At 60.8% G+C, this 23,037-nt stretch carries 19 protein-coding genes, 1 pseudogene and 1 other annotated feature; of the genes and pseudogenes, 15 read left to right on the top strand and 5 right to left on the bottom strand.

The features are described 5' to 3' along the window. Positions 1-238: 238 nt before the first annotated feature. The 3 genes from WJ35_RS02640 to WJ35_RS29440 all read left to right on the top strand — a co-directional run bounded on the left by WJ35_RS02640 (position 239) and on the right by WJ35_RS29440 (position 2,624). Positions 239-838 (top strand): recombinase family protein, encoded by a 600-nt coding sequence (locus WJ35_RS02640; protein WP_060042725.1) that lies wholly within the window; start codon positions 239-241, stop codon positions 836-838. A gap of 138 nt (positions 839-976) precedes the next feature. Further along, the gene (locus WJ35_RS30975; RefSeq protein ID WP_155121848.1) at positions 977-1,597 is read left to right on the top strand and encodes a hypothetical protein; all 621 of its coding nucleotides are present in this window, start codon (positions 977-979) and stop codon (positions 1,595-1,597) included. 388 nt (positions 1,598-1,985) lie between these two features. Further along, a complete protein-coding gene (locus WJ35_RS29440; RefSeq protein ID WP_224020069.1) occupies positions 1,986-2,624 on the top strand; it encodes a hypothetical protein in 639 nt (212 codons plus the stop codon). Between the two features lie 110 nt (positions 2,625-2,734). Here the strand turns inward: WJ35_RS29440 and WJ35_RS02630 are convergent, their stop codons facing one another. Together WJ35_RS02630 and WJ35_RS31990 are read right to left on the bottom strand one after the other, a co-directional pair. Then, positions 2,735-3,817, bottom strand: coding sequence for a helix-turn-helix domain-containing protein (locus WJ35_RS02630; RefSeq protein WP_069238692.1), 1,083 nt, complete (start codon positions 3,815-3,817; stop codon positions 2,735-2,737). Between the two features lie 2 nt (positions 3,818-3,819). Continuing rightward, the gene (locus WJ35_RS31990) at positions 3,820-4,488 is read right to left on the bottom strand and encodes a hypothetical protein (RefSeq protein ID WP_224020068.1); all 669 of its coding nucleotides are present in this window, start codon (positions 4,486-4,488) and stop codon (positions 3,820-3,822) included. A gap of 800 nt (positions 4,489-5,288) precedes the next feature. Between WJ35_RS31990 and WJ35_RS02615 the strand changes: the two are divergent. From WJ35_RS02615 to WJ35_RS02590, 6 genes and pseudogenes are all read left to right on the top strand, one after another. Next, positions 5,289-6,522 (top strand): annotated as a pseudogene (locus WJ35_RS02615) (IS3 family transposase). Then, positions 5,570-5,686: a sequence feature (AL1L pseudoknot), on the top strand. It overlaps the preceding pseudogene by 117 nt. Positions 6,523-6,615: 93 nt before the next feature. Next, the gene (locus tag WJ35_RS30970) at positions 6,616-7,212 is read left to right on the top strand and encodes a hypothetical protein (RefSeq protein ID WP_155121846.1); all 597 of its coding nucleotides are present in this window, start codon (positions 6,616-6,618) and stop codon (positions 7,210-7,212) included. A 160-nt stretch (positions 7,213-7,372) separates the two neighbouring features. Then, the gene (locus tag WJ35_RS02605) at positions 7,373-7,642 is read left to right on the top strand and encodes a helix-turn-helix transcriptional regulator (RefSeq protein ID WP_069238691.1); all 270 of its coding nucleotides are present in this window, start codon (positions 7,373-7,375) and stop codon (positions 7,640-7,642) included. Between the two features lie 213 nt (positions 7,643-7,855). Then, entirely contained in the window at positions 7,856-10,081 is a 2,226-nt protein-coding gene (locus WJ35_RS02600) for a phage/plasmid primase, P4 family (protein WP_080484207.1), read from the top strand. A gap of 214 nt (positions 10,082-10,295) precedes the next feature. Next, a complete protein-coding gene (locus WJ35_RS02595) occupies positions 10,296-10,451 on the top strand; it encodes a hypothetical protein (RefSeq protein WP_155121845.1) in 156 nt (51 codons plus the stop codon). Between the two features lie 106 nt (positions 10,452-10,557). Then, complete coding sequence (locus WJ35_RS02590; protein WP_060043247.1) at positions 10,558-10,884, top strand: hypothetical protein; 327 nt, start codon at positions 10,558-10,560, stop codon at positions 10,882-10,884. Between the two features lie 17 nt (positions 10,885-10,901). Here WJ35_RS02590 and WJ35_RS02585 read toward each other — a convergent pair whose 3' ends face one another. Continuing rightward, positions 10,902-11,174, bottom strand: coding sequence for a hypothetical protein (locus WJ35_RS02585; protein ID WP_069238688.1), 273 nt, complete (start codon positions 11,172-11,174; stop codon positions 10,902-10,904). A 757-nt stretch (positions 11,175-11,931) separates the two neighbouring features. Here WJ35_RS02585 and WJ35_RS02580 point away from each other — a divergent pair. After that, positions 11,932-12,504, top strand: coding sequence for a GNAT family N-acetyltransferase (locus tag WJ35_RS02580; RefSeq protein ID WP_069238687.1), 573 nt, complete (start codon positions 11,932-11,934; stop codon positions 12,502-12,504). Between the two features lie 220 nt (positions 12,505-12,724). Here the strand turns inward: WJ35_RS02580 and WJ35_RS02575 are convergent, their stop codons facing one another. Further along, positions 12,725-13,564 (bottom strand): TrmB family transcriptional regulator, encoded by an 840-nt coding sequence (locus WJ35_RS02575; RefSeq protein WP_059463330.1) that lies wholly within the window; start codon positions 13,562-13,564, stop codon positions 12,725-12,727. Between the two features lie 117 nt (positions 13,565-13,681). Between WJ35_RS02575 and WJ35_RS02570 the strand changes: the two genes are divergently transcribed. The 3 genes from WJ35_RS02570 (at position 13,682) to WJ35_RS02560 (ending at position 16,020) form a co-directional block, all read left to right on the top strand. Continuing rightward, entirely contained in the window at positions 13,682-14,047 is a 366-nt protein-coding gene (locus WJ35_RS02570; RefSeq protein ID WP_045579018.1) for a RidA family protein, read from the top strand. Then, entirely contained in the window at positions 14,044-15,381 is a 1,338-nt protein-coding gene (locus tag WJ35_RS02565) for an MFS transporter (RefSeq protein WP_155121844.1), read from the top strand. The genes WJ35_RS02570 and WJ35_RS02565 overlap by 4 nt, the downstream gene beginning before the upstream one ends. Positions 15,382-15,474: 93 nt before the next feature. After that, a complete protein-coding gene (locus WJ35_RS02560; RefSeq protein WP_069238686.1) occupies positions 15,475-16,020 on the top strand; it encodes an aspartate carbamoyltransferase in 546 nt (181 codons plus the stop codon). Between the two features lie 196 nt (positions 16,021-16,216). Here WJ35_RS02560 and WJ35_RS02555 read toward each other — a convergent pair whose 3' ends face one another. After that, complete coding sequence (locus tag WJ35_RS02555; protein WP_230459667.1) at positions 16,217-17,851, bottom strand: alpha/beta hydrolase family protein; 1,635 nt, start codon at positions 17,849-17,851, stop codon at positions 16,217-16,219. On the opposite strand from WJ35_RS02555, the gene WJ35_RS02550 reads away from it, so the two are divergent. Continuing rightward, positions 17,776-20,100, top strand: coding sequence for a right-handed parallel beta-helix repeat-containing protein (locus WJ35_RS02550; protein ID WP_230459666.1), 2,325 nt, complete (start codon positions 17,776-17,778; stop codon positions 20,098-20,100). The two genes, WJ35_RS02555 and WJ35_RS02550, sit on opposite strands and share 76 nt — an antisense overlap. A gap of 781 nt (positions 20,101-20,881) precedes the next feature. Next, positions 20,882-23,011 carry a hypothetical protein gene (locus WJ35_RS02545; RefSeq protein WP_069239384.1) on the top strand — a complete coding sequence of 710 codons (2,130 nt, stop codon included), beginning with the start codon at positions 20,882-20,884 and terminating at the stop codon, positions 23,009-23,011. Positions 23,012-23,037 lie beyond the last annotated feature (26 nt).

Here is a 23,037-nt window from a genome sequence, read left to right as displayed (position 1 = left end):
ACGTCGGTAGTTGCGAATTCGGCCCGCCAATTTATGTCACACGTCCCAAGCGATTGCTTGGTACTCGGACGGTGAACGCTGACCCATGCGGCGACCGCCATTGCGACTATGCATTGGATCACACGGGTACACCGTATTGAGCCAGCGACTCGGGGGCGGACGCTTGGATCAACAGGATCAACCGCCAAATTGAGCCATGTTATAATTGATCTATATACTCTAATGATCCACACAGATTATGCGCAAGCTCTACTACGGCCGGATTTCGACCACCGACGGCCAGTCCTCAGCAAGCCAGTACGAGGACGCCACGTCGCACGGCGTGCAGGACAAAGATGTTTTCATTGACGAGGGCGTGAGCGGGTATCACGTCGCCCCGGACGAGCGGGAGCAGTGGCGCAAAGCAGAGCACGATCTGCGCCATGGTGGCGTTCTCATCGTGCGCTGGCTAGACCGGATCAGCCGCCGCTATGACGAGCTGCACAGGACGATGCGTCGCTTAATGGAGCTCGGCGTTCGCGTCGAATGTACGCTCAACGGGATGGTCTTCGATGGGAAAGCCCAGGACCCTATCGAGAAAGCGACACGAGATGCCGTGTTGGCATTCATGGCTGCGCAGGGCGAGGCAGACTATCGCAACCGGACAGAGATGCAGCGTCGTGGCGTCGCGATCGCGAAGGCGGAAGGGAAATATAAGGGGCGCGCTCGATCCCACGACTACGCGGCCATCAAGGCATGGCGTGCCGAACGGGGCGCAAGCATTCGGGAAACCGCCGAACATTTCTGCGTCGGAACAGCGACCGTAAAGCGAGCATGCGCGGAGCGCATACCATCCTGACAGATCGCTAATCGTGAAAATCAATATGACGGCGCTCGTCTTGGTTGATAGCTCTGCTGACCCGCTGGAGATATCCGCTCTGTATCTTTGGCCGATGTGACGCTACTATCGTGACAATTCCTCTCCTCGGATATACCTATGGATTGGCTCACATTCATAGCTTCACTGTTCAAAAGCATCGCCGAACTAGCCGCCGCTTGGTCTTGGCCTTTGGCTGTTGGATTCTGCGCTTACATATTCAAGGCAGAGATTCGCGCAAAACTAAAGGACATTCGCTCCTTTAAGGCCCCCGGTGGATTCGAAGCAAGCTTCACCGAAGAACTTGCGGAAGTTGAAGCGTCATTTGATTCTGACGTTCAAATCCAGCTTGAAGGCGTAGCTGCTCAAGGCCGCGCCGGCAATCTAGGGCTCGTGCTTGATAGCGACGCAGCCCACGCGAACCCCGCTGGAGTAATCATGGTGGCGTGGCGTGATATCGAACTGGAACTTCGACGTCTAGTTTATGAGTCAGCAACGTCCGGCCCGTCCGGTGCAAAGAGTTGGCGCGCTATCAGCGCCATTTTGAACGAATTGCGTCAAAATCGCGTGCTAGATGAGAACCAAGTCGAAATCCTAAAACATCTACAGCGCCTTAGGAACAAGGCGGCACACGAACCGGACGCTGCCTTGTCGAAGGAAGCGGTCGACAGATATACTGTACTCGCTCGACGAATGCTTTTCGAGTTGGAAAATAAGACACCGCCGCCCGTGGGACATTAGCCTTCGTCGATGTATTGACGAGTAGCTCGAACGATGAACCGCTCACACCAATATCTCGGCATCCTACTACCGACGTGTGAAGCATCTTCCAACGACCAACACGAAGGCCAATGTGAACTCAAACAACAGAATTAAGCACGCCTTATACGATCCAAATTGGATCTACGACGGAGCGAATCGAGTACGACCTAAAGAAGCTGAGACGGTCCTTCCAGGGGAATACACGAACGACATGGCTGAGAGCCTCTATTGTCCAGAATGTTTCACACCTATATCTCGGTCACCCAAAGACAAAGACCGATTTTCGAACGGTCGCGCGTGCTGTTTCATGCACCGCCAAGCTTACCGCAAAATACCCTGCTCACTTCGCACACCACTTGCGGACGGCATGAGATATTTGACGGAAGAGGACGCTAAGCAAGCCATCGCGAGTGATCAGCTTGCAATTATAGATTCCTTTATGCATGACCGACCAAGCAAGCCTGATGGGGATGCTGAGCCATACGGACAAAGTGCCGTCGAGGATGAAGATGGCCCGATCGCAGCAATTCCCATCGGAAGACATCGCGGCGAAAAATTTGCTCTCCCGAGTAAGATAACCACAGTCTGGGGCTTGTGCCGACGATTCGATGTCAATCTTTACAAATACTTCGTGCTTCCCAATGCCGATGTTGCACGAAAACTAACCGACATCCTTATCGACGTTGCCACTGTTACGGACGAGTGTGAGGTGCCGCGCCTATATTACGGAACCATCCTTCGTTCGTGGAATGCCGGTCAGCATCCGAAGCCCACCAACATCCGAATGACCAGACTGCAGCCACATCCGGACGTCGCGGACTTCACAATCAAAGTGCAAGCATGGAAACAGGAAGAAAAAGGTATCACAGACGAATCAACAGGCCGCGTCGTGCTCTTTTGGGGGAAAATCACGGCCAACGGAATCGGATTAGCAACCTCCGGTTTGCAATGGGGCGAATTCGCTTTACTCCCGGAGAAACATCAAAAGCTGCTAATCGATGACTGAACGCCGCATGAATCGATTGACGATGCATTCGAACGAGCACGCATCAAGCATGAAAGCAATTCGTGCCACCGTTTCAACACGGTGGCACATCGCATAACCCTATCACTTTGCTATACAACGCTTAGTTTCGCTTTGCTCTTACCGCGAGTAGCCCCGCCGCCCTCGATACTATGGTAGTTGGTGAGACGAAACACCAAGTTATCGACTTCCATCACCGGCAGCGCAAGCGCACTTGCGATCGAATGCTTTGTCATGCCGTCGGTACGCAACATCTGCAGTACCTTGTCCCACACCACCGACGTTTCACGCTCAACCGAAAGTGGCTCGGATTGCCGATAAAGTTGCGATATCTGGATCGAAAAATTTCGATACTGCCAGTCGGTGGTAATCCTTAAGCGATGCAAGCGGTAGTTCAACGCAGCAACCGACACCCGCCACCTCTTCTTGGCTTCCACAATCTGATTTACCGCATTGACCCGAGGAAGTCGCGCCTTCACATCTCCTTCCGGCATCAGAAACGCTGAGGCAAACTGGTTCGCCTCGTCTTCGACAATCCTACCGCCTTGCGGACCACCATGCTTGTGCAGGACAAGGTGCCCAAGCTCGTGCGCTGCATCGAATCTGCTACGTTCTGGTGTCTTAAACGTATTCAGAAAAACATAAGGAGTTTCCCGTCTCCACATCGAAAACGCGTCGACCGTCTTCGTGTTTTCCGCTAGCGAAAAAACCCGCACGCCCTTGGCCTCGAGTAAATGCACCATGTTCGTTATAGGGCGGTCACCAAGCCCCCATTTCTCGCGTAAAACTCGTGCCGCAGCCTCGGGATCGGGGCTATCCTTACAGTCGACAAGATCATGCGAAGGCAAATGAAACCGCGCATCCACCCAATCGCTGAGGATGAACGAAAAAGCGCCAGCAGCGAGAGCCGCATCTCGCTCGCGAGCAGACATTGTGCTCATTGACCGAAAGCTCGCCGCTTCCGGTTGTGGCTCATCGATGTCGTTGCCCAAGAAGAAAGCGACCGGAAAATTTAATGCTTTCGAGAGAGCATTCAAACTATCTTCGGGCGGCTCTGCTTCGCCGCTTTCGTACCGAATGATTGTCTTCTGATCGCAACCTAGTGTCTCTGCAAGAGCCTTTTTCGTGAACTTGCGTCGACGCCTAGCGAGACTTAGTCGGCTTGGATTAAACATGCTTACTTACGGGTCACTTCGATAGGGAATGCGTCGAGATCGTCATCATCGTCGCTGCTATTCTGATCACGGATCGGCGTGTTCCACTCGCCGGGGGCCACGAGGATGATCTTCTCAAGACACTCGGAGGCGTAGCCGCCGTCGAAATCTCCGAGCAACGACAACTCAGCTTGAACGTTGTCGCCCTTGATGAAGACACAGACGTGCCACGTCGCGTACTCGCTGAGGTTGGCGACCAACACCTCATCTTCAGGCACCGGCCATTCTTCCGCGTTCAACAGCGGAAGTTGGTGAACCTGTTTGTTGTTGAACGCGGCCCGCTCGGAGTTCGGGCCTTTCTTCGATCGATTCTGCGGAACGCGATCGGGAATTCCCGCCCCATCGTCGGCATTCATGATGGCCAGGCGGACCTTCTTCTCGCGGTTGAGGCAGGTCGCATAGCCGCCGGTATTGTCTTTGAGCCAGCCGAGAGGCCGCAGCAGTTCGCGGCTTCGACGGACGCCGTACCGCCACGAAGAATAGCCCGGCGCACCCGGCGGATCGTTGTCGGTACAGCCAGCGTATCCCGCCACACACGCCTGCACGATCTCAATCATGATGTCGCGGGTAAGACCGAGCTGCGAGAGCCGCGATTCGACTTCTTCGAGCTTCTGATGCACGACTGCCGACATACGAGGACTCCATGTCCGTTTTTGGAGCCTCAATTGTAGTGGAGAAAATGGACATTGTGTAGGTCTCGACGGCGATATCCGAACACTTAGCTAGTCACCCATCTCGCCCGCGCACGGTCACCACTCATCCTGACTGTTCATCATTGGCAACGGCATCTCCGCGTGCCCTAACTCTCACGTCGGCCCCGCCGTTTGTTACCAATCCAGCCACCTGCAACATCGCTGTAGCGGCCGTTTCCATCGAGTTCCGAACTGGCTCAAGCCAGATACGCGCGTAGATCGCTGTCGTCTGCGTCGACTTATGATTCAACGACCGACCGGTAACCGACAGATTCGCACCGGTTCCGGCCTGCCACGACCCCATCGGGCGACGCAGGTCATGCAACCGAAGATCGGCGATGCCAGCCTTATCGAGGATGATCCTCCATGCCTTCTTTGGCGGAACGAGATGGCCCGCCTCACCAGAACCCGGAATCACTAAGGGAGAACAACGCGCTCCCTTATCCTACGTTTGAAGGATCGTCATCGTTCGTCTAGTTGCTATGCCTGTTACAGCGGTGACTCAGCATGACCCATAGCTTCGTCGAATTACCGCCCCGCTTGAACGAGCCATAGGAGATGAGCCACTCTTTCACGTACGGGCTACAGGCATGTGCACGTGGGGCGATAATCACTACTTCTCTCAACCTTGCCTGCAGATAGCCATGCCTCGACAAAAGAACGATTCGCTTCCACCACCTCCACTCGATCTGAACCGCCCCGAGTTTTGTGGAGGCTCCAACTCTTGAGAGAATGGAGCCATGAACAAGAAGCCAAGCAAGTTTTCCCCGGAAGTCCGAGAGCGCGCAGTGCGCCTCGTACGCGAGCAGCGTAGCGAGCACCCGTCGATGTGGGCGGCAGTCGAATCGATTGCGCCGATGATCGGCTGCACGCCGCAGACGTTGTTGGATTGGGTTAAGCGCGACGAGGTCGACCGTGGAGAGCGCGATGGCGTGAGTACGGCCGAGCGTGAACGCATCAAGGCCTTGGAGCGCGAGGTCAAGGAACTGCGCCGGACCAATGAGATTCTCAAACTGGCGAGCGCGTTTTTCGCCCAGGCGGAGCTCGACCGCCGTTTCAAGTCCTGAAGGCCTTCATTGATCAGCATCGCGACACCTTCGGGGTCGAGCCGATCTGCAAGGTCTTGCGGATTGCCCCGTCGGGCTACCGACGCCATGCAGCACAACTTCGCGATCCGTCGAAGCGCTGCGCCCGCGCGAAACGCGATGAGCTTTTGCAACCGGAGATCAAGCGTGTCTGGCAGGCCAACATGCAGGTCTACGGCGTGCCGAAGGTCTGGAAGCAGATGAACCGGGAAGGCATTGCAGTGGCACGCTGCACGGTCGGACGGTTGATGAAACTGCAGGGCTTGCGTGGCGCAGTTCGCGGTAAGCGTGTTCGCACGACGATTCCCGAGGTGACCGCGCCGCGCCCGCTGGACCGAGTCAACCGGCAGTTCAAGGCTGACCGACCGAATCAGCTCTGGGTGTCGGATTTTACGTATGTCTCGACATGGCAAGGCTGGCTGTACGTGGCATTCGTGATCGACGTGTTTGCCCGCCGTATTGTTGGCTGGCGCGTCAGCTCGTCGATGACCACGGACTTCGTTCTGGATGCACTTGAACAAGCGCTGTACGCCCGCCAACCGGGTGAGGACGGGACTTTGATTCATCATTCCGACAGAGGGTCTCAATACGTCAGCATTCGCTACAGCGAACGGCTGGCCGAAGCAGGCATCGAACCGTCTGTCGGCAGCCGAGGCGACAGCTACGACAACGCACTGGCTGAAACGATCAACGGCTTGTACAAGACGGAGCTGATTCATCGCCGCACCTGGAAAACTCGGGAGTCCGTCGAGTTGGCTACTCTGGAATGGGTGGCTTGGTTCAATCATCACCGACTGATGGACCGCTCGGCTATATCCCGCCCGCCGAAGCTGAGGCAAACTACTATCGGCAACTGAAAACTGCTGCCGCTGAAACCGCATTAACTTAAACCAACCAGCCTCCACGATTCCCGGGGCGGTTCAATCCAGCCAGATATGAAGGTCACGAGACATGGACCAACAAACGGTGGGCTTGGGAATTTTTGCAACGCAATGATGACTTCCGAGCAGCGTGTGATGCACTTGACGAAGAGACGACGCCGCAGAAGAAAAAAGCCATCGCCAGAAAATTCGGGTTAGCTGCATTCAAGCGTTATGACGAGCCGTTCGCGTCCAGCAATGGTAAATCTATTGAGCCGATGTTCATCTCAAAGGCGGTGTTGCCAATCCGACCTCAACGCCAACGCAACGGTCGCTGGACTCGCCCGGTAGCAATCCGACCCGATCAGTTCGCCGTTCGTTTCGATCTCCGTCTTGCTCTCGAAGACGATAGGATTCTCGATGCACAAGTCGAGACCGCGAGAAAAATCCTCGAGCAGCAGCTTGATCGCTGGCGTAGAGCCGAGAACATAACAGCAAAAAAAGGACGAAAACGGCCCATGCCTCGACTGCTCCAACAGCTAAAAATCCTCGACGCACGAGCTTGCGCAACCACCGTCGCCGAGCGAGCTGCACTCGTATGGGGACCTGAGACGCCACCGAAAACATTTACGGATGCCTTGGATGACGCAATGAATGTTGCCACAAACGATTACCTGCTTCTTGCTGCAATGGGAGACGATATCCCGCCTCGCAAGTAGAAGACCGCCCCGGGAACGGCCGCATCGCCGGTGCTAACTATTCGAGTTAGCACCGACCGACACTAACTCCGCCAACTAAGCACTGTCGACAAAGCCAAACCTGCCTTGAATAATCCTCAGCAATCCGCCATCGGGGCGGATCGTTCACAAGGAGAAATTCATGGCTTCCCCGCTCGTACAACCCCTCACTGCAGTAGCGGCAGAATTCCCGCCCGGCAACCGTGCCTACCGTCGCCTGCTGAAGCGCAAGCAGGTACTGGAACGCACCGGCCTCTCCAATACGGTCATGTACGAACTAATCGCACAGGACCGCTTCCCGAAACCCGTGAAGCCTACTGGTGGCCGCGCTTCCGCATGGGTCGAAGACGAAGTGGACGCGTTCATCACGTCGTGCATCTCTGCCCGTGACTCGAAGCAGGCCACCGCCTGAGCGACCTACCCTTCCCGTCGAAACTGTAAAAAGAGCTATCCCTCCGGTTGGAGTGGAAGGAGTGGAAGTGTTTTTCAATTTCCGATCTTAGAAAAAGCTACGCTTTCCTTCCGATCAATTCTGAAAAACCCTCCACCTCCTCCACCTTCCTAGTCGTTCTGTTTTTTTGTCGAAGAGGGAACGGAAAACTACATTTATGAAGGATACCTACATATGTCTGTAGACAAAGAAAATCTGAAGCGTCACAAACAGTTGCTGCACGGCTCCCGCTCGACCAGCTTTCAGGTCTATCCCGAGAAAGGGAATGCGGGGAGCGCTCGGTCTTTTTCGGGAACATTGAAAGAATGCGGCCCGAGGATTGAAGCAGCGGTGCGCCAAGGCTTGGCGGTAGGCATCGCCCTGAACGAGTTTCGCGGCGGTATCCGCCGGGCGGATCGCGTCACGCGCATCAATGCGTTCTTCGTCGATCTCGACGGCAGAACGTCACTCGATACCATCAACCAGTTTCCGATCAAACCGCATCTCGTGACCGAAACGTCGCCCGACCATTTTCATGTGGTCTGGCTCGTCGCCGGTTGCCTGATCGAAGCGTATCGTCACGTGCAGGCGTTCCTCGCCAAAAAACTAGGCGGCGATCCGAACGTGACCGACGTAACGCGCTGCATGCGTCTCGTGGGCACGATCAACCGGAAAAACGGGCAGAACCATCTTGTCAAGATCGTTTCGGCCGCTAAGGGCGAAGCGCTGAAGCCGATCGCGTTTAGCGAGTTCAAGCGCGCATTCGGGATGAAACCGAAACGCAAGCCTGCTCCGCAGAAGCAGACGCATATTGTCGAAACGCATGATCTTGACGAGGTGCGCGGGGCTTTGGAGAAGATTCCCGCCGAGGATCGTCCTATCTGGCTCGCTGTCGGGATGGCGCTGCACTCGCTCATGCCGAACGATCAGGGGAAGGTGTTGTGGGACGACTGGTCAAAGAAGGCTACAGGTAAATTCGACCAAACCGAACAGGATCGGGCATGGCGCAATTTCAAGGCGCGAGGCGGCGTTACCAAGGGAACGTTGTTCTATTACGCGAAACGGTTCTCGCCTGGCATCACGCACGTTGATGTTCCGACCACCGAGGTCGAGTTCGCGAACCTGTTCGTTGCGACCTACAAGGGCCAAGTCGCATTCGACCACAGCACTTCTGCCTGGTGGGTGTTCGATGACATCTGGAAGAAGGCGCAGCATCTGGCGCTGCGCCATTGCAAAGCGATGGTCGAAGCTCAGATCGAAATGCTGCGAGGCGTTCGATCCGAAAAGCAAGGCAGCCTCCTGTCGGCCCTCCAACGGCAAGCGACCGCGTCTTCGCTTGCCGCGATCTTGCGCCACGCCGCTCTCGACGCCGACATGGAGACGTCCAGTTCGCGTTTCGATACCAACCCGGACCTGCTGGGCGTAGAGAACGGCGTGATCGAACTTGTCACCGGACAGCATCGCCATGCTCGTCCCGACGATTTCATCACGCAACGCTGCGGTGCTGCCTATGACGCCGAAGCCGAGTGCCCCGAGTTCGTACGGTTCATCGACAGCATTACCGAAGGTGACAAGGAATTCGCACGATACATCCAGCGCGCGTTCGGCTATAGCGCGTTCGGGCACACTCGCGAGCAAGTATTCTTCCTGATTATCGGTCCGGGCGGCAACGGCAAGGGAGTACTGCTGCGCTCAATTACGAAGGCTCTCGGCAACTACGGGAAGACGGTCGCTCCGAATCTGCTGCAACGCGCGTATGCCAGCAATCCGAACTCGCCGAGCCCGGCGGTCATGGCGTTGAAGGGTGCGCGCCTGTACGCTTGTACCGAGTTCGACGGGCAGAAGCGTTTTGACGAGGCGTTCGTCAAGCAACTTAGTGGCAGCGACGTGCTAACCGGCCGCAGCAATTTCGGGGAGCAGGAAACGTTCACGCCGGTCGGCAAGCTCTGGCTGTCTCTGAACGCTGATCCCGAGATCGCTTACGACAACACCGCCATGTGGCGTCGAATTCGCGTGATTCCATTAATGCGCCACTTCAACGGCGAGGACTGCGATCCCGACCTCGACGCGAAACTCGCCAATGAACTGCCGGGTATCCTTAACTGGCTCATCGAAGGAGCACGACAGTATCACACACACAAACTTGGTATGTGCAGCAAGGTGAAGCGTGCGACCGAGCAGCTGCGGACGCGTTCGGATACGGTCCGTTCTTGGCTCATCTCCTGCTGCACAGTCAGTGGCGATGCACCAATTCAAGGGGCTAATGAGGTGTACCGCAGTTACGTAGCGCACACTCGCAACAATGGACGCGCGGCCCTTCCGATCGCCAAATTTAACGCCAAGCTTGAGCAGCGCGGAATGCGCCATGTTCGTCGCGCCGCGTTCAATGGCTGGGAAGGGTTCACCCTGAAGCGCGACTGAAAGAGCCGGGGCGACCGTCTGTCGCCCCGGCCTCTCCTGTAACCTCGTACCGTATCAACGGAAAACATCTCCGTAGCTTTACGCGGCTCCCGTCATCGGCGTCGCCCGCAAGCGTCCAAATTCGGCTGGCGCAACGAACTCGTCAAATCGGGCACTATCAAGGTAGTCTGCCCATGTCGGCATTATGTCCCGGCGCTCTACGAGAACTGAGCCCATGCTCACGCAGATCGACGACCTGCGCGTCAAGATTCGCTCGCTGATCGCTGACATCTCGCACGCGGCCGACATCGAGCTGCTGGACCGGATGCCCGACGAGATCGGATCATTCGCGCGCCACAGAGGTCAGCGAGTAGATCGAGAATATCTCTGATGCCAACTTTACGCGAATGCCGTAGCATCATGAGGGCCATGATGCGTATAACGAGACCACCCGACGTTGACGCGAACACACGTGGTATTTGAACTACGAGGAAACCATGCCCGACTATCGCCTGCAAGAGGCAGAAGATCAGCACCAAGAATCGGTGCAAAACAGGAAGCTGTGGGAAACGGCAATCGAAACGGTTCGCGATCGCAACGGCGCTCGTATTGGTTCGCGCGCCCAGTTCTACGCGCAAGCCGAAGAACGTGAGGCGCTCCGTGCCGGTTACGCTGGTGATACCGGTGTTGAAGTCATGGACGACGACGGTAATGTCGTCGGCTACACGATCGAAGCCCTAAACGGGCCTTCAGAGCCGACCCCGAACGAGCTGTCGCAAGTGAAAGCGGTCTATCGTGAGCTGCAGCAGACGATCGGATCGTAGGCAAAATCGCAGGAACGTCACGCGCCCCAAAGAAAAACGGCCCGCTGAATGCGGGCCGTTTTGCATAGAGGAGCGCAGGTTGCGCCAAGTGCGATCTGATGGACAACCTCGTGCACGGTGATGTCGAACCCTACGACTGAAAGATGTTCAACCAAAATACCGACCACTTGTCCTGTGAGCTTAGAAATGTCCATACCGTTCCCCATACTGAATGCGTTAAAAATCGTGTGAATAATTGCGAATTCATGCGAACTACAGATGAATACCAACGCCAGCAAAAGCTGGCACATCACACGCGCACCGAGGGAAGCCCACCGACCGCCCCGGGAGTCGAACCCGAGACCACGCGCCCAAAAATCTTATGGACAGACCCTATTATGACGGGGATTGCTGCCCTTGTCAATAATTTTCTGGAAGTGTCAAGCTTTTTGAGAAACAAGCCGCCTTTCAAGGTTTCCCCGAATCGTTTACCGATGTCACGGCATCATGACCCATCGAGCAAAAAAGGGGGTATCCACGGGGGTATCAATCTAGAACGAATCACTAAATATCGTTACATATCAAATAGATATCTGCATATATCTCAATGCAGCTTCCACATGACGATATGTCTGATCACTTCGTTCGCTCCAGTTCGTGTTGGTTCGGCGATTTGCCTGGAACCCTTGCCAGTCGGGCGTTGGACGCCCTTTCATCGTTCGCTTTCGTTCGTCGGAAGTCGCGTCCATCCGAGAAAAAAGGCGTATCACTTCGACCATCCAGAGACGATACGCCTTTTTCATCTGGCCACTTATCGATATCAGGATCCGACGAGCGAAGGCAGACAACAAGCCTACCAAACTTACCGGCGGCAATGGACTGTATCTGTTGGTGAAGCCGTCCGGCTCCACCACGACGCGGAGTAGCCATCGGACGCCGCAACTCTCCGTGCGATGGAGCCGATCTGGTCATTCATCGCGCGAGCGTACTAGTCCAAGACAAGAGCAACGAATCCGCTCGACTGCGCTATCTTCGAGTCCTCGGATTCTCCTCCTCGTCAATCGCCCGATGAAACCCGCTCTAAGCGAACCGTCCGACATTCTGATCACTGAGCGTCTGTCGCTACGGCTAGCGAGCCGCCGACATGCGTCCGCTTTGCTGGGATATTGCATTGCCAATCGCGCACATTTGTCGCCATGGGAACCGTCCCGGTCCGAATCGTTCTACACGTTGCCGTCGATTGAGGCACGGCTCGAATCCATGGAAAGGGAGATCGCGGCTGGGCTCGCCATACATCTGTTGTTGTTCGACAAAGAGGAAGACCGGCTGATCGGCGACTGCAATTTTACGAACATCGTACGAGGGCCGTTCCAGGCATGTCACCTTGGCTTCTCGATTGCGCATGATCATGAGGGACGCGGGTTGATGCGCGAATGTCTCTCTACCGCTATCCAATATGTGTTCGCCGAACTCGGGTTACACCGTGTCATGGCGAACTACCGACCCGAGAACAAGCGAAGCGCGCAGTTGCTCAATAAGCTGGGCTTCGAGCAGGAAGGCATCGCGCGCGCCTACTTAAAAATAAATGGCGTTTCGGAGGATCATCTCCTGACGTCACTGATCAATCCAGCGGACGTCTGATCTCTCGTCAAGACGACCGCCTTGCCACGCTCACGTCTGACGGCTCGATCACGTATCGGGCTGGAATCAAGCAGCGGCCACCTGATCGCCACATCGGCCCATCGAGCGGCGACGTCCACAGGTTGTAATCCGTGCGGCGCATGACGGGCGGCTTGCGCCCCTGCTCCTTCGCCCTGTCGATGCGCCGTGCGTCCGTCATACCCTCGCCCGGCTCACACGCCTAACCGCCACCACCCTCTTTCACCCCCTTCCCCGAAACCGGCCGAAGCATCGCCCGCATCGCGCGACTCGTCAGCAACTTCTCGTATGCCGCCGAAGGCATCGCATCGATCATCAGGCGGCCGCTGACGTCGGCCTTGATGTACTCGACGGCCAGCAGCGCAATGACCGGGTTGGTTGTCACCGTGGCCTGATCGGGCGTGTGGTCGCCGAACTCGGCCACCACCGCATCGTCTTCATCTGCGACCACCACCGCAAGGCGACGGCCGGACAGGCGCAGTCTCGCGCTGGCCCCACATTCGGCCATGTCGTACGTGTGCGGCCCTTTCAACGTCCGCTTGCCATAGATGGCGACATGGGTGTCGATCCCCCGCCCGCTGGCCGCTTCGAGCAGCGGGCCCAGTTCGTCGAGCTCCTCGTCCCAGATACCGGCGAACAGGCTGGTCTGCGCATTCGAGATCACCCGCGCAAAGGCCTGCACGATCGACTCCGCGCCACTGAGCGACCAGACCAGCCCCGGTTCCTGTTGAACCGGCAGCCGATCCAGCGCGGACGCTGCCGACTCGAGGTCGGCGTTGAAGCGCGAGCGCAGCTCGGCCAACAGTGACGTGTGCGGCACGGCCGCGTACCGCACCGGCTCCGAGCGGTTGACGAGCACGGCTCCCCGCGTTTCCAAACGAGCCAGCGTCTCATACACCTTCGAGGCCGGCATCGATGCCCTGCGCCCGACTTCCGCTCCCGTCAGCGCGGCCTGACCAACCAGGGCCGCGTATGCCTGCGCTTCGTACTGGGTGAATCCCAGTCGCGTCATGGAAGCGATCAATTCTGCGTCTGCCGTCATTCAGGACTCTTTTCTGTGGAAAGGGAGTTGACTAACTACCGCAGTAGTATACGATCGCATTCAACTACTACCCAAGTAGTTATTCCAGAACCCTCCTCTCATCGAAGGACGATCCATATGCGTCAACTCATCAGCACCGGCTCCCCGTGGGAACCGAAGGTCGGTTACTCGCGGGCCGTGATCGTGAACGACACGATCTACATTTCAGGGACGGCCGGCAAAGGCCCGGACGTCTACACGCAAACGCGGGATGCCCTCGCCACTGTCGAGAAGGTGCTGCTCGACAACGGATTCCGGTTGGATGACGTGGTGCAAAGCCGGCTGGTCGTCGCGGACTTCGAACACTGGGAAGACGCTGCGCGCGCGCACGGCGAGGTCTATGGCGAGATTCGACCGGCGTTCTCGCTCGTGCATGCGCTGCCGTTCGTCGACGACGCGATCCTCGCCGAAGTCGAGGCCATTGCCGTCAGGGCCGGCAAATGACGGGCCGGGCCGAGCAGAACGCGCGGCTGTCGGGCCGCGCGGTAGCGGTGCTTTCGATCGCCGCGGGCGGCGCCATCGCGAACGACTACGCGATGCAACCGGCGCTTTCCTTCATCGCCGCCGATTTCGGGGTGCCGGTCGCACCGATTACCGCCGTCGCGTCCGGCGCGATGATCGGCTATCTGCTCGGCCTGGTGCTGCTCGTGCCGCTGGTCGACAAACTCAGTCCGCGCACGTTGATTCCGGGGCAGCTTGCGGCGCTCGCGTGCGCGCTGGTGCTTGCCGCGTACGCGCCAGGGCCGGACGCGCTGATTGCCTGCTTCGTGGTCATCGGCGCGACGACGACGGTTGCGGCGCAAAGCACCGCCGTCGTCGGCAAGTGCGCCGACCCGCATAGCCGCGCCCGGCTCATGGGGACGATCTCGGCCGGCATATCGGCGGGGATCTTGCTGAGCCGATTCGTGGGCGGCGTTCTCGCGCAGTGGTATGGATGGCGAGGCGCGCTGTTGACGTTCGCGGCCTTCGCGGTCGTTTCAGCCCTTTGCGTCATGCCATTACTACCCGCGCAACGGCCGCCCGGGCATACGGGCTACTTCTCGACGTTGCGTTCGATGCCGTCGTTGTTGCGGGCCTCCCGGCAGCTGCGGTTGCGCATCTATGCCGGGATGCTGTGGTTCCTTGCTTTCAACCTGATCTGGGTCGGGCTTGCGGTGCGGCTCGCCGCGCCGCCGTACAACCTGGATGCGGCGGCCATCGGACTGTACAGCCTGGCCGGACTCCTCGGCCTCGTCGTCACGCGTGTCGCGGGCCGCCTGGCGGACCGGTTCGGCAGCCGCGCCGTGATCGTCTGCGGCCTGGCGGTTGCGGCGGCGTCCGCATGTGCGCTGACCGTCTCGCTCGGCCACCCAGCCGCGACGGCGGCCGCGCTGGCCGTATTCGATGCCGGTTGTTTCGCCGCCCAGGTCGCCAATCAGGCCAGCGTCGTTGCGATCGAGCCGGCGCGCGCCGGCGCACTGAACTCGGCGTACCTGACCTTCTACTACGTCGCGGGCGCGATCGGTACGGCCATCGCAGGTCTCGTCGTCACCAGCGCGGGTTGGGAACCGCTCGTCTTGTTGGCGGCGATTTCAACGGCCGCGGCGGCCATGATCGGCGCGCTCGTCGTTCCCCGTGCCGGCTCGGAATCGCGCCGACCTTCAACCTCACAATGGAGGCACCGGGCAGATTCGATGATCACGCATCGAATGGCGGAATTTTCGCGGACCGCTAGAGCGTGCTCAACGAAAGCGCGGAAGTCTTGCCGAAGCGACCTGAACCAGGCAAGAATCCGGTGACCGGTCGGCGGACCATGACCCGTGCGCGCCACCATTGAGCAACGCATCGCCCCGCTGTCGGCAGCGATGGATTCACACCACGTGGAACACCTCATGAACCACCGTTCAGCAGCAGTCGTCGCGGCGTCGATGTCCATCGTGTTCGGCATGGTCGTCGCCTCGCCGCCCGCCTTTGCCGAAGTCACGCCACGCCAGCAGGACGTCGCCCGACACGGCGCGCAGGTGATGCCGTTCTCGCTCGCGGCCACGACCCATATCTTCACGAAGACCGCCGACGGCGGCATCCAGCGGGTCGTCACCAAGCGTCGCGACGCAAAGCAGACCGCGCTGATCCGCGAGCATCTGGCCACGATCGCGCGTCGTTTCTCGTCAGGCGATTTCGGCGCGCCGGAGCAGATCCACGGCGCCGACATGCCGGGGCTCGCCGCATTGCGTACGGCACAGCCGGGCGAGCTCGAGATCGACTATCGGGACGTGCGCGACGGCGGCGAGATCGTCTACCGCAGCGAGCAGCCGCGTCTGATCGCGGCGCTTCACGACTGGTTCGACGCGCAGTTGTCCGATCATGGGCACGATGCGAAGGCCGGGCACGATCACGACGCGATGCATCACCACCCTGCCGACGAATCGACGCCGTAAAGATCGCCGCCACGAAGCGCGCATGTGAGTTCCCGAAACGCAGGCGCGACATCCGTTCTTCACTGCCATCCCGACTGAAGGCCATCAGCCCGTCGCGCTCGCCGCCCTTTCCACCGTGGCCCGTTCTATTGAACCGGCACGTTGCCGAGATGGAACCCGGCGAACACGCAGCCTCGGGCCGCTGGCCCAAACGCGCTCATCGCAGCCCGTCGAACCACGCGAGAATGTTCTCGGCTCCGCCGAGCGTCGACGCATCGCCGTACAGCCCGGCGAGAAACGTCCCGCGATGGCTCGCCGCCGGGACGGCCACCCCGCTCACGTAGGAACCGCCCGCCGCGAGTACCGGATACACCATCGCCGGATGAATCGCTTCATCGGCAAGCCCGTAATCGAAGCGGATCGGACTGTCGTAATTCCAGTAAGTCGCGCGATTGGCCGCGAGCTGCCGAAGAAACGCGCTGTTTTGCGTCGCCGTGTAGTGCTCGAAGAAGCCGGGATTCAACAATCCGGCGCCGGTCGGCAGCGACTTCGCCCGCTCGGCGTCGAGCGTGTAATCCGACCAGTACTGCGCCGCGAGGTGCTGAAACTCCGGCCGGATCGCGCTTTTCATCAAGCCTTTCAGCCCGTACTGCAACTCGTAGCTGCCGAGCGTGACGATCATGCAGAGCGAGATCCAGTCCGGAAGCGCCGGATAGGCCTGTACGCCGCGCGGAAGCGCAAACGTCTGCGCGCCGGCCCAGAACCGCCATGCCTCGCTGAGGTCGTTGAACGGGCTGGCGACGGCCGTTGCGGCGATCGGCCGCGACTGCTTGCGCAACGCCTGATGCAGCCATTGCGTGTTGAGCGCGCCTTGCGACCAGCCGTGCAGGAACAGTTTCGACGGCGCGACGCCCAGCGCGCGCATCGCCGCCTCGCCTGCCGTCAACACGTCGACGCAGGTGCGCACCGTCACGTCCTTGACCGCATACGCTTCGCCCCGGCCATCGCGGAACGGCCCCTTGCCGACGTAATCGGCGGCGATCACGGCATAGCCCTGCGCCGCGAACCGATGCACGTTGAAGAGCGTTTCGAGCGAGTCGGCGGCGTCCGTCAGTTGACGGTCGGGGTCGGCGAGCAGAACGAGATTGGACGGCACCTGATCGAACGACAGGATCGTGCCGTGCTGCCACGACACGAGCGGCAGCTTGCCGCTTGCGCCGACCGGCAATGCCAGCAGCCCGCTGACCTTGATCTTCTCGCCGCTTTGCGGGTTGACGGTGTACGTGACGAGACGATGCAGGTCGACGTCGAAACGCGCGCCGTGGGTTTTCGGGTCGAACGCAGGGAGTATCGCCGGCTTGTTGAACAGCGGATACGCGTCCGCGACCAGCTTGTCGAGCCGTGCGGCACTGACCCGGCATGAACGGTCGATCCCGGCGTGGCCCGCCTCGTTGCCCGCCGCATCGGCCGCCCGCGCATTCGCCAATCCGATCGCGACCGCGCCGGCGCCCAACATCAAATTGCGCCGCGGACGATTGACCGCGCCATTCGATGCAGCGTGTTCCTGTTCGGGCGAAAGCGCCGTCAGGACCTTTTCAAACAACGACATGGGGAAACTCCCTGATACCTCGAAGAAGCCGCGGGTTCGGCCCGCGGCGACGTGCGCCGTCTCGATGGCGATGGTCGATCTTGATCTCTGTTGGTTGCATCGCCATTGATCTGAGTTAAAGCAAAACCGCTTTCCCGCTTCCAGACTTGCGACATTTGCCGGTAGCCGTGCTGCGCAGGCGCAGCGCCGGACGACATGACGTGACGAGGAGATCTGAAGTGGACATGCATCGCCGACAAGCAATCCGGGCCATCTCGGCCGCGTGTGCCGGTATCGTCGCGCACAGCTGGGGCGCGCACGCTGCGTCCTTGCCGGGCAAGCTCTGGTACGTGGACCAGCGCGCCGCACCCGGCGGAGACGGCAAGACCTGGCGCACCGCATTCCAGTCGCCGCGCGACGCGCTCGCGGCCGCGTCGGCCGGCGACGAAATCTGGGTCGCGCACGGCACCTACCATCCGCATCCGGACGACGCCACGCAATCGTTCACGCTCAAGGCCGACGTCGCGCTGTACGGCGGCTTCGCCGGCGGCGAAACCGCACGCGACCAGCGCGATTACGCGCAGCACGTCACGACGCTCAGCGGCGACATCGGCAACGGCGATCGCACCCGCAACACGCACACCATCGTGATGGGCGCGGATCGGGCCGTGCTCGACGGCTTCACGATCGCGCACGCGTACGGCGCCGACAAGCCGCGCCTGCATCTGACGCCGGACGACATCCTGAAGGGCGACATGGTGGTCGGCGGCGGCATGCGCAACTTCATGACGAGTCCGGTCGTGCGCAACTGCATCTTCCGGAACAACTTCTCGCCGAAAGGCGGCGCCGTCTACAACGTCCACAAGCCCGGCGCCGAGCAGGCGACGTTCACGAACGTCGAGTTCGTCGACAACGAGGCCAGTCAGCGCGGCGGCGCGGTCAGCAACGACCTCGGCGCGATGCCGGTGTTCATCGACTGTCGTTTCGTCGGCAACCGCAGCCAGGACAAGGGCGGCGCGATCTACAACGATTTCGCGTCGACGCCGCTGCTGTTCAACGTGCTGGTGACCGGCAACGAAGCGACGACGGCCGGCGGCATCGGCAACGACGGCGGCTCGTCGCCGCTGCTCGCGAACGTGACGATCGTCGGCAACAAGGCGACCAGCGGGCTCGGCGCCGGCCTCTATCAGGGCACCGGCGCGAACAACAATCCGATCATCGTGAATTGCAGCATCGACGACGTCTACAACTGGCACGAGGACATCGTGGCCGCGCTCGGCTCGCACGTGCCCGCCGGGCAGACGCTGCCGCTCGCCGACTTTCTGCCGATCAGCAATCTCGACGGCCAGGTCCGCGCGGCCGATCTCGCGCCGCTGCCGACCGGCGTCGGTTATCAGCCGCGTCCGTACGGTGCGCAACTGCTGAAGGCGCCCGTGGTCGCGACGCTCGTACAGTTCTATTCGCGCAACGAGGGCGTGGTCGAATACCGCGGCGAGTACACGCGGCCCGTCGTGACGCGTGACGCGGTCGCGGCCAAGGTGATCCACGTCGTGCCGGCATCGGCGTCGGCGACGCAGGACGGCCTGTCGTGGGCGACGGCGCTGACCGACCTGCAGGCCGCCATCGATCTGGCGTCGGTTTCGAAGGCCGCCGTCTGGGTGAAGGCCGGGCGCTATCATCCGGCGCGGCGCGACGCGGACCGGATTGCCGCGTTCACGCTGTATGACGGCGTCGAGGTGTATGGCGGCTTCGCGGGCACCGAAACCGACGTCGCACAGCGCCGCCGCGACGCGGCGCCGACGGTGCTCAGCGCGAAACTTGCCGCGGGCGACGATCGCTATCCGCACGTCGTCTACGGCGCGAATCAGGCCGTGCTCGACGGGCTGACGATCCGCGACGGCAACGCGGTGGGCTTCACCTACAACGGCAAGGGCGGCGGACTGCTGGCTTATCACGCAGGCAAGACGTATCTGCCCAACGGACTCAAGGCATACCGGGCCGGACGCGCGCTCGAGTCGTACAGCGATCCGGTCGGCTTCACGATGACCGTGCGCAACTGCCGGTTCGAACGCAACGAGGCGCTCGAAGGCGGCGCGATCTATGCGTTCGGCAAGGCCGTGCTGACGATCGTCGACACCACGTTCGACGGCAACCGCGCGATCTACGGCGGTGCGGTGCTCGACCGCGAGGGCGTGACGGCGACGCATCGGCGCTCCGCGTTTCTGCGCAACGCGGCCACGCACGACGGCGGCGGCGCGTACGCGGACTACGGCTCGCTCGTCACGTTTCGCGACACGCGGTTTCAAGCGAACGCCGCACGCCGCAACGGCGGCGCGATTTACATGATCAGCCGTGCGTCGCAGGTCGGCGCGACCAACGTCACCGTCACGAACAGCGAGTTGCGCGGCAACACCGCAGCGGCCGGCGCGAGCATCTACGACCTCGATGGCGGAACGCTGTCGGTCGTGGACACGCACTACCCGTCCGGCTCGATCCACCAGCCCAAAAGCTGACATCCGCATCGGGGCTTCCGGTCAGGCTGCGCCGCTGCTGCCCGCTGGAGCCGGGCGGCGCGGCGGGACAGGGCTTTGGGGCGGCGATTGCCGCAGGTGTCGCCGTCTCGCGCTCGTAGCCGTGAACGGCGTACCACGACCGCAACGGCGCGAAGGCTCGGCGACTCCGGCAGCCCGCACGTGCTGGCGAAAGCGACGTCCCGATGGAATGCGGGCAATCGCATGCAATGGCCGCAATCGCAAAGTCGTTGTGCATTGCAGCCCGAAATGAGCCGCTCCGGTTCGGTATCGATTACGGGGTGCCGTCGATATTTACCCGCCACATTCGCTATTTATCAGCATTCCATTATCAAGCGAGCCACATTTACATATTTAGTCGATTCGCCGAGTAACAATTACAATTTTCGATAAATAAGTGCACTCGAATCCCCACAAAACGATATTGACTCCGACTTCCGCCGATATCTAGAATCGCCTACACCATCTTTCGACCGAGTTTGCGTTTGCACGTATACCTCACCGTTCACTCAGGCCGCTCGCCGCATCCGACAGCGTTTCGCCGGTGCTTCACGCACATCGCGACGAGCAGGCCGTCTTTTTGCTTCCGCTTCGAAATTTATCGCGCGTCCGACTAATTCCCAATCAATTCGCGCCGCGTATCACACGACGATTAAAACGGGCATTTGAAGAATGCCCGCAATGCCACGCACAACGGCCGGAGCATTCCGCCGATTCGAGCATGCCGATAACAATCGCAGTCGTCAGGAGGGTCGTCATGAAGATTCATCGCTTCGCGAAATCGCTGTGTCTCGGCTTCGTCTGCGCCGCCCTGCTCGCCGCGTGCAACGACGACGACGTCCAGTCGAGCGGCCCGCCGCCGTCGTCCAGCGCCGCGCTGTCGTTCCGGATGGATGCGGGCGGCCAGATCAACGCGTTCTACCGGCAGGACAAGATCGCCGCGCATCTGCTGATGCGCGCATCGACGAAGCCGCGCCTGCTCGTCGTGTTTCCGGCCGGCAACAGCGGCACGGGCCTCTGGTTCGACGACACGGCGCAGCCCGTCAACTGGAGCCAGGACACGCCGCCGTCGGCGCTGTCCGCGCCCGACGCGCACGGCCGTCCGCTGTACGGCATCAGCGCGGACGTGTCGGTCGACACCGACACGCTGACGATCCACCAGGGGCTGCTCAGCTCCGTGCGCTTCCTGCGCGACTACAACGGCGGCGCGACGATCCCGGCGGAGATCGTCACCGCGCCCGCCGTCCAGGGCAGCGCCGCGCAATGGCAGCGCGACCGGATCGACGGCGCGCCGGGCTACGCGCTGCGCGTCACGCTGCGCGACGGCGGCAGCATCGCGACGGCCGCCGGCGGCAAGCTGGTGCTGCGCGCGGCAGCCGGCTCGCATACGCTGAAACTGCACGTCGACGCGTTGTCGGGCGAGTCGCCGCTGTCGCCGATCGCACGCGCCGAGCTGTTCGCGCCGTCCGTGAACCCCGATCCGCTGAGCCAGAACGTATTCGAATTCCTGAGCTTCAGCGACAAGCTGCTCGCGGGATCGTGGCAGTACGACACCTACTTCGGCCGCGACACGCTGATCTCGGTGCGCATGCTGATGCCGGTGCTGCAGCCCGACGTGATCGAGGCCGGGCTCGGCTCGGTGCTGAGCCGCCTGTCGCCTGACGGCAAGGTTGCGCACGAGGAAGGCATCGGCGAATTCGCGCTGATCGACAACCGGAAGCACGACCGCCCGAACGATCCGACGCCGACCTACGACTACAAGATGATCGACGGCGACTACATGCTCGCGCCGATCGCCGCGGCGTGGCTGGTCGACGACGCGCGCGGCCAGGCGCGCGCAGCGGCCTACCTCGCGCAACGCGGCAGCGACGGCCGCACCAACGGCAGCCGCCTCGTCGTGAACCTGCTGCACGTCGCGGCCACTGCGCAGCCGTTCGCGCAGCAGCCGTCGGTCGCCAACCTGATCCATCTGCGTCCCGGCGAGATCGTCGGCAACTGGCGCGACAGCACCGACGGCATCGGCGGCGGAGTCTACCCGTACGACGTGAACGTCGCGCTCGTGCCGGCCGCGCTGCGCGCGACGAGCAACTTCCTCGCACGCGGGCTGCTCGACCCGTACCTGAACGCCGACCAGCGCGCCGTGCTCGCGAACACCGCGGCGGAGGCGGCCGTCTGGGAGCAGCAGGCGCCGCCGCTGTTCCAGGTCAGCGTGCCGGCCGCGCAGGCGGCGGCCGACGTGTCCGCCTATGCGCCGAGCGCCGGCGTGCCGGCCGGCGCCGCGCCCGGCGCGCCGCTGACCTTCTACGCGCTGTCGCTCGATCAGCAAGGCACGCCGATCCCGGTGATGAATTCCGACGGCGGCTTCGCGCTGCTGTTCGGCACGCCGCCCGACGCCGAGCTGCAGCGCATCGTCACCGACGTGATGCAGCCGTTCCCGGTCGGTCTCGTGACCGACGTCGGCATGCTGATCGCGAATCCGGCGTACGCGGACCGGACGCTGTGGCCGCGCTTTACGAGTTCCGCGTATCACGGCACGGTGATCTGGTCGTGGCAGCAGGCGATGTGGGTCGCGGGCCTCGACCGTCAGCTCGCACGCCAGGATCTGTCGGCCGCGACGCGCACGCTGCTCACGCAGGCGCGCCAGCAGATCTGGCAGGTGATCGCGAACGGACGCGACATGCGCACGTCGGAAATGTGGACGTGGTCCTATGCCAACGGCCAATACCACGCCGATGCGTTCGGCACGCGCAGCGCCGACGCGACCGAGGCGAACGCGGCGCAACTGTGGAGCACGACATATCTGGCGATCCAGGATCCGCAACTGCGCGCGGGCAAGTACTGGTGGCAGGCGTCGCAGCAGATGGAAACCACGGCGGCGGTCGCGGCGCGCTGATGCGCCAAGGACGCGCGACCGGCACG

It is taken from the genome of Burkholderia ubonensis, from assembly GCF_001718695.1.
Classification (GTDB): domain Bacteria; phylum Pseudomonadota; class Gammaproteobacteria; order Burkholderiales; family Burkholderiaceae; genus Burkholderia; species Burkholderia ubonensis_B.
The sequence above is the reverse complement of the archived record's forward strand: the minus strand, read 5'-3'. Positions and strand labels throughout refer to the sequence as shown.

Bases quoted from the DNA above. Each gene is read 5' to 3' on its own strand.
- WJ35_RS02640 (WP_060042725.1), top strand. From the start codon at position 239: ATGCGCAAGCTCTACTACGGCCGGATTTCGACCACCGACGGCCAGTCC.
- WJ35_RS30975 (WP_155121848.1), top strand. From the start codon at position 977: ATGGATTGGCTCACATTCATAGCTTCACTGTTCAAAAGCATCGCCGAA.
- WJ35_RS29440 (WP_224020069.1), top strand. From the start codon at position 1,986: ATGAGATATTTGACGGAAGAGGACGCTAAGCAAGCCATCGCGAGTGAT.
- WJ35_RS02630 (WP_069238692.1), bottom strand. From the start codon at position 3,817: ATGTTTAATCCAAGCCGACTAAGTCTCGCTAGGCGTCGACGCAAGTTC.
- WJ35_RS31990 (WP_224020068.1), bottom strand. From the start codon at position 4,488: ATGTCGGCAGTCGTGCATCAGAAGCTCGAAGAAGTCGAATCGCGGCTC.
- WJ35_RS02605 (WP_069238691.1), top strand. From the start codon at position 7,373: ATGGCTTCCCCGCTCGTACAACCCCTCACTGCAGTAGCGGCAGAATTC.
- WJ35_RS02600 (WP_080484207.1), top strand. From the start codon at position 7,856: ATGTCTGTAGACAAAGAAAATCTGAAGCGTCACAAACAGTTGCTGCAC.
- WJ35_RS02595 (WP_155121845.1), top strand. From the start codon at position 10,296: ATGCTCACGCAGATCGACGACCTGCGCGTCAAGATTCGCTCGCTGATC.
- WJ35_RS02590 (WP_060043247.1), top strand. From the start codon at position 10,558: ATGCCCGACTATCGCCTGCAAGAGGCAGAAGATCAGCACCAAGAATCG.
- WJ35_RS02585 (WP_069238688.1), bottom strand. From the start codon at position 11,174: ATGTGCCAGCTTTTGCTGGCGTTGGTATTCATCTGTAGTTCGCATGAA.
- WJ35_RS02580 (WP_069238687.1), top strand. From the start codon at position 11,932: ATGAAACCCGCTCTAAGCGAACCGTCCGACATTCTGATCACTGAGCGT.
- WJ35_RS02575 (WP_059463330.1), bottom strand. From the start codon at position 13,564: ATGACGGCAGACGCAGAATTGATCGCTTCCATGACGCGACTGGGATTC.
- WJ35_RS02570 (WP_045579018.1), top strand. From the start codon at position 13,682: ATGCGTCAACTCATCAGCACCGGCTCCCCGTGGGAACCGAAGGTCGGT.
- WJ35_RS02565 (WP_155121844.1), top strand. From the start codon at position 14,044: ATGACGGGCCGGGCCGAGCAGAACGCGCGGCTGTCGGGCCGCGCGGTA.
- WJ35_RS02560 (WP_069238686.1), top strand. From the start codon at position 15,475: ATGAACCACCGTTCAGCAGCAGTCGTCGCGGCGTCGATGTCCATCGTG.